Raw genomic sequence first — 4,784 nt, 5'->3', positions numbered from 1 at the left:
CGTGGTGAAATTCGGGGGTGTGAACGCCCAGATCGTATCATGGACGTATCACACCATTACTTTTGTGTTGCCGAACCTTTCTCCGGGCCAATACCCGGTGTTTGTCGAAAAGAACGGTGAACGGGTATCTTTCCAGGTCAATTTCACCATATCCACTCCCTGAAAAAAGCTGGGAGAACATGCGGCAAAACCGGGTTCAGATTTTCATCACAGCCTGAACCCGGTTTTGGGCTGTTACAGTTCCACGCGCTTGAGAAGCTGGGCGTTGACGGCCACAACCACCGTACTGGCCGACATCAGGATCGCGCCCACTGCCGGGGTAAGCAGAACACCCCAGGCCGCGAGCACTCCCGCTGCCAGGGGTATCGCGATAATGTTGTAACCGGCCGCCCACCACAGGTTTTGAAGCATCTTCCTGTACGTGGCGCGGGATAGCGCCACGATCCTGGGGATATCGCGGGGATCGGATCGTACGAGCACGATGTGACCGGCTTCCACCGCGACATCCGTGCCCGCGCCGATCGCAATCCCGATATCGGCGGTGGCCAGGGCGGGGGCATCGTTTACGCCATCGCCCACCATCGCCACCTTTTTCCCCATGGCTTGCAGTTCCCGTACTTTCGAGGCCTTATCCTCCGGAAGAACCTGGGCGAACACGGTGTCGATGCCCAACTCCGCAGCTACTGCGTCCGCCACCGCCTGTGAGTCGCCGGTGAGCATTGCCACATCGATGCCGCGCTCCTGCAGGGCGCGGATCGCCTCGCGGCTTTCTTCGCGGATGGCATCGGCCACCGCGAAAACAGCCATTGCCTTTCCGTCCCGAAGCAGATGAATGGCGGCCTGCCCCCGGCCGGCCGCCGCCTCGGCTGCTTTCCGAAGCGCGTCGGGTATCTGCGCCGCCTCTTCTTTGAGCAGTGCCGGACCGCCGATATGGTATTCCACCCCGTCGACTGTAGCCGCAACGCCTTTTCCCGGGAGTGAGCGGAATTCTTGCGCGGCGGGCACGTCAAGCTTTCTTTCCTCGGCCGTTTTCGCGATTCCCCGCGCGATGGGATGTTCCGACTGCGATTCCACTCCCGCCGCGATGCGAAGCGCTTCTTCGTTCGACGTATTATCCGCAACCGCCATCTCCACAACGCGAAACTCCATTTGAGTGAGTGTTCCCGTCTTGTCAAAAATCACGGTGTCCAGGTTCCGGGCCGCCTCGAGTCCGCGCCGATCGCGCACAAGCAGGCCGTTTTCGGCGCCCAGCCTGGTTGAGATGGCGACAACCAGCGGCACTGCCAGCCCGAGTGCATGGGGGCACGCGATGACCAGCACGGTCACGACCCGAATGATGGAGAAATCAATTTCCGCGTCCAACAACTGCCAGACGGTGAATGTGAGAACACCGGAGAAAACGGCTACTCCCGTCAGGATCTGCGCCGCGCGATCCGCCAGGTGTTGCGCTCGCGACTTGGACTTCTGGGCATCCGCCACCAGACGCATGATACCGGACAGCTTCGTGTTTTCCCCGGTGCCCGTGATCTCCATGCGAATTGATCCTTCGCCGTTGATGGTGGCGGCGATAACCTCATCGCCCTCTTTCTTTTTCACCGGCCGTGCCTCCCCGGTGAACATGGCCTCGTTGATGGCACTCTTGCCTTTGCGAACAATCCCGTCCGCCGGGATGCGTTCGCCCGGACGGACGAGTAAAATGTCGCCTTCCTGCAATTCGCTGACAGGGACGGTCTCCTCGGTCTCCCCCGTGATGCGGGTCGCCGTGTCGGGGAGAAGTTTTGCCAACTCCTGAAGCGCGCCCCGGGCCTGCATGATCGAGCGCATCTCGATCCAGTGACCCAGTAGCATGATCGTGACAAGGGTCGCAAGCTCCCACCAAAGCGCTTTCGCTTCAATGAACCCGAGTTGCACGACCCAGGAAAAGATGAAGGCAACGGAGATGGCCAGGGAGATCAACGTCATCATCCCGGGCAACCGCGCTTTCAGTTCCCGCAAACCTCCCCGCAGGAAGACCAGGCCACCGTATAGAAATATGGCGGTCGCGAGAATTGGAGGAATCCATGCTGAGCCGAAAAACTCGGGCGCCCGGTAGCCCAGCAGGTCCTCGATGTGTACGGACCAGAATACCACCGGCAGGGTGAGAACGAAAGAGAGCCGGAACTTATCCCGAAACATCTTCGGGCTGTGGCCCGCGTGCTGATCGTGGCCTTTGTGGTTCCCGGAGCCCTTCCCTGATTCCCCATGCGCCCCATGGCCGGCGCGCGATTCGGTTTCGTGATTGTGATGGTGAGATTTTTCCTTATTCATCAAGCGATCCTTTGGCCATATAGACCATGTTCAGTTCTTGACACATTTGCTGCACGAGAAAAAAGGAAGCTGTACAGCATCGTTCATTCAAAGTCAGTATATAGCAGGCAATGTTTTTTTTGCCAATGCAGCAAAGATTGAGGGCCGTGCGTAAAACGGCTTGCAGGTCACCGAAGTGGTCGCGGTGGCCGTGGGAGATCATGACGTGGCGGACGGCGCATAAATCGACTCCCAGTTTTTTAGCGTTGTTGGCCGGGATATGGGGTTGGGTATTCGCATCAAAAAGCAGGGTATGTCCGTTCTTCTCGACCAGGCAGGAAAAGCCCCAGTCTGAGCGGGTGCCCGGTGTATGGACGGTATTGTCATTTAGGATGGTCGATTTCAACGATGCGTTCAGGTACAATGTCCCTGCCGCCAGGGTCATTGCCGCGCAAATGAATTTTGCATTCATATCATCCTCCCCTTAATGACTTTCTCATGGTAGCACAGCGCGCAGGTTGAGGGCAGGCTTATTTCAAGGCGCTGAACAGCTCTTTCAATTGAAGCGGCGAAGGCCACCAGCTCTCTCGGGACACCTTTACCTTCATCAGGTCGGCGATGGTCCTGGAGTGTTTGCCCAGGGCGAGGGATATGTCCGCCATGCCCTTGGACAGGCTGTCGGCGTGGCGGGTGTAGGCCTCATTGCCCTGGCTGCCCGCGAACGCACGCGCAGCCGCGGCTACTGAGGACAGGTGCCGGTAGGCCTTTTCCGTGCAGGTGAACGTGCAAAGGGACCGGAACCACTCCATTGCCTTGCGCGGGCTGGCCCAGCCCTGTTTCCAGAAAGGATTCGCGTTGATTAACACGGCAAGTGCGCGGGCCTCCACGTCGAGCGCACCATACAGGTCCTGCGGCTTACACCCCGCAGATTCGGCAACGGCGGCGATCGGCCGCTGCAGGTTTTGCAGACCGTTGATCAGCGCGTAGATCCGAGCTTTCGGGTCCGGTATGGCGAACGCCTGCTCACATCGGCGGATCATGGTGGCCAGCTCGGTGCGGGCGGCTGCGATGGCCACTTTCCTGAATTGGCGCACAAGCAGGGTTCGCTTTGCTTCCAGCCGCTCGCCGGACTGCGTGACCGCCTGGATGTGGACCACATGCTTTCCCGGAGCAAGCCCGGCAATGGCGAAGCGGCCCAAAGTGGTGTTCCAGCGGGCTTCAGGGTGGGTCATCCAGTAACGTGTGGGACGGCCAGCCATGTCAATGCGGTATAGAACAACCGCGGGTACGTGGCGAATGGCACCGCTCTTAAAATCGTTGCGGTGTCCTTCGCTTCGCAAAGCGGTCAGTGCTTCTCCGAGGCGCGTGAAGCGATCCATGCTCGATTCGATCGTCTCTTTGGGGCGTTTCCCGAAAAGGGTCACGTAAGTCGCCGCGGCTGGGTCTCTCAAATTGATGCGCGCGTAGCGCACCGCGGTTGTGGGATCGTAGCTTCCAAAAACTTCGAGCACGACGGGAATCTCGAACGCCCCTCGGGGCGTGGGCACCTGCATGTCAAGCAGGAAGTCAATGCCGCCCTCCGGTCGCGGGGGCGGACGCTTGCGGGCGCTCTCCTGCTCGGCGAGCTTTTTTGCGTAAAGTGACTCGAGTTCCGCTTTCAACTTCGCCAGTTCTTCAAGATAGCTCTTCAGACTATGTTCGCGTGCATAGATATCCGCCTTGATACTGGCCCGTTCGATCTCCAGCTCGTGCTGGCGCTGCTGCAGTTCCCAGATCAAGACCTCGATGTTTTTCATGCCTTTTACCTTGATCGCTTGGCCCGAACGGCTCTGCAGCGGGATTCCAGTCTCATTGAGACGTTGATTGATCGTAACGTTCAGGCGGTCACGTTCGGCCAGTGCCTGCTTGTAGGCTGCCATGAGTTCTTTGCGCGTGGATTCGCTCATTCCCCGCTTCACCACTGCCGCGCGGATTATCCCGAAGCCGTTTTGCGCCCACTCATAGCTTTTGCGGCGCCACCAGTCTTTTGCATCCAGCCACTTCCTGCGAAGCCATGGATCGTACTTGTCTCGCTTCGTCAACTGGACCGGTCTCTTAAGCAACAGTTCGGGCAGGCGGCTGCGTGCCAGCTCGACTTTGTGCTTTTTCTCCAAGAGTGCCTGCCGGTACTTTGCCTGAATTTCTTTTACGGCCTCGATATCCGCGGCGATCCGGTCTAATTCGGCCTGGACTTCCGTGAAGCGGGCACGCAGAGTGGCCAGTTCTTTTTTTATTGGCTGTATGAGGAGTTGTTCATAATCGGTGATTCGTCTTTTCAGGGCCTCAATCTTTTCGTCCCCTCCGGCCAGAGTCAGGGGCAAGAAGAATAGAATGAGGAGGGTGTGGAATATTTTCATTATTCTACCCACAGGGACGTGCCCAGGACCCTCCAAGTCCACCCGCAACGCTTCAGGGCCATTGCGAAGCGCATGGGCAGCCATTCCGGAAGTTCCAGGGTG

4 protein-coding genes are annotated in these 4,784 nt (G+C 58.6%); 1 reads left to right on the top strand and 3 read right to left on the bottom strand.

Annotated elements, in window-relative coordinates:
* Window position 1: 1 nt before the first annotated feature.
* Window positions 2–163 carry a hypothetical protein gene (locus ENN40_04110; GenBank protein HDP94530.1) on the top strand — a complete coding sequence of 54 codons (162 nt, stop codon included), beginning with the start codon at window positions 2–4 and terminating at the stop codon, window positions 161–163.
* Window positions 164–234: 71 nt separating this feature from the next.
* Here ENN40_04110 and ENN40_04105 read toward each other — a convergent pair whose 3' ends face one another.
* The 3 genes from ENN40_04105 to ENN40_04095 form a co-directional block, all read right to left on the bottom strand.
* Window positions 235–2,175: a heavy metal translocating P-type ATPase gene (locus ENN40_04105; protein HDP94529.1), complete on the bottom strand. Its 1,941-nt coding sequence runs from the start codon at window positions 2,173–2,175 to the stop codon at window positions 235–237.
* A gap of 124 nt (window positions 2,176–2,299) precedes the next feature.
* Window positions 2,300–2,758 carry an MBL fold metallo-hydrolase gene (locus ENN40_04100; GenBank protein HDP94528.1) on the bottom strand — a complete coding sequence of 153 codons (459 nt, stop codon included), beginning with the start codon at window positions 2,756–2,758 and terminating at the stop codon, window positions 2,300–2,302.
* A 58-nt stretch (window positions 2,759–2,816) separates the two neighbouring features.
* Window positions 2,817–4,682 carry a hypothetical protein gene (locus tag ENN40_04095; GenBank protein HDP94527.1) on the bottom strand — a complete coding sequence of 622 codons (1,866 nt, stop codon included), beginning with the start codon at window positions 4,680–4,682 and terminating at the stop codon, window positions 2,817–2,819.
* Window positions 4,683–4,784: the final 102 nt, after the last annotated feature.

The sequence above is a fragment of the Candidatus Aminicenantes bacterium genome, assembly GCA_011049425.1.
Classification (GTDB): domain Bacteria; phylum Acidobacteriota; class Aminicenantia; order UBA2199; family UBA2199; genus UBA876.
Note: the sequence above shows the minus strand (reverse complement) of the source record. Positions and strands in the feature narration are given on the sequence as shown.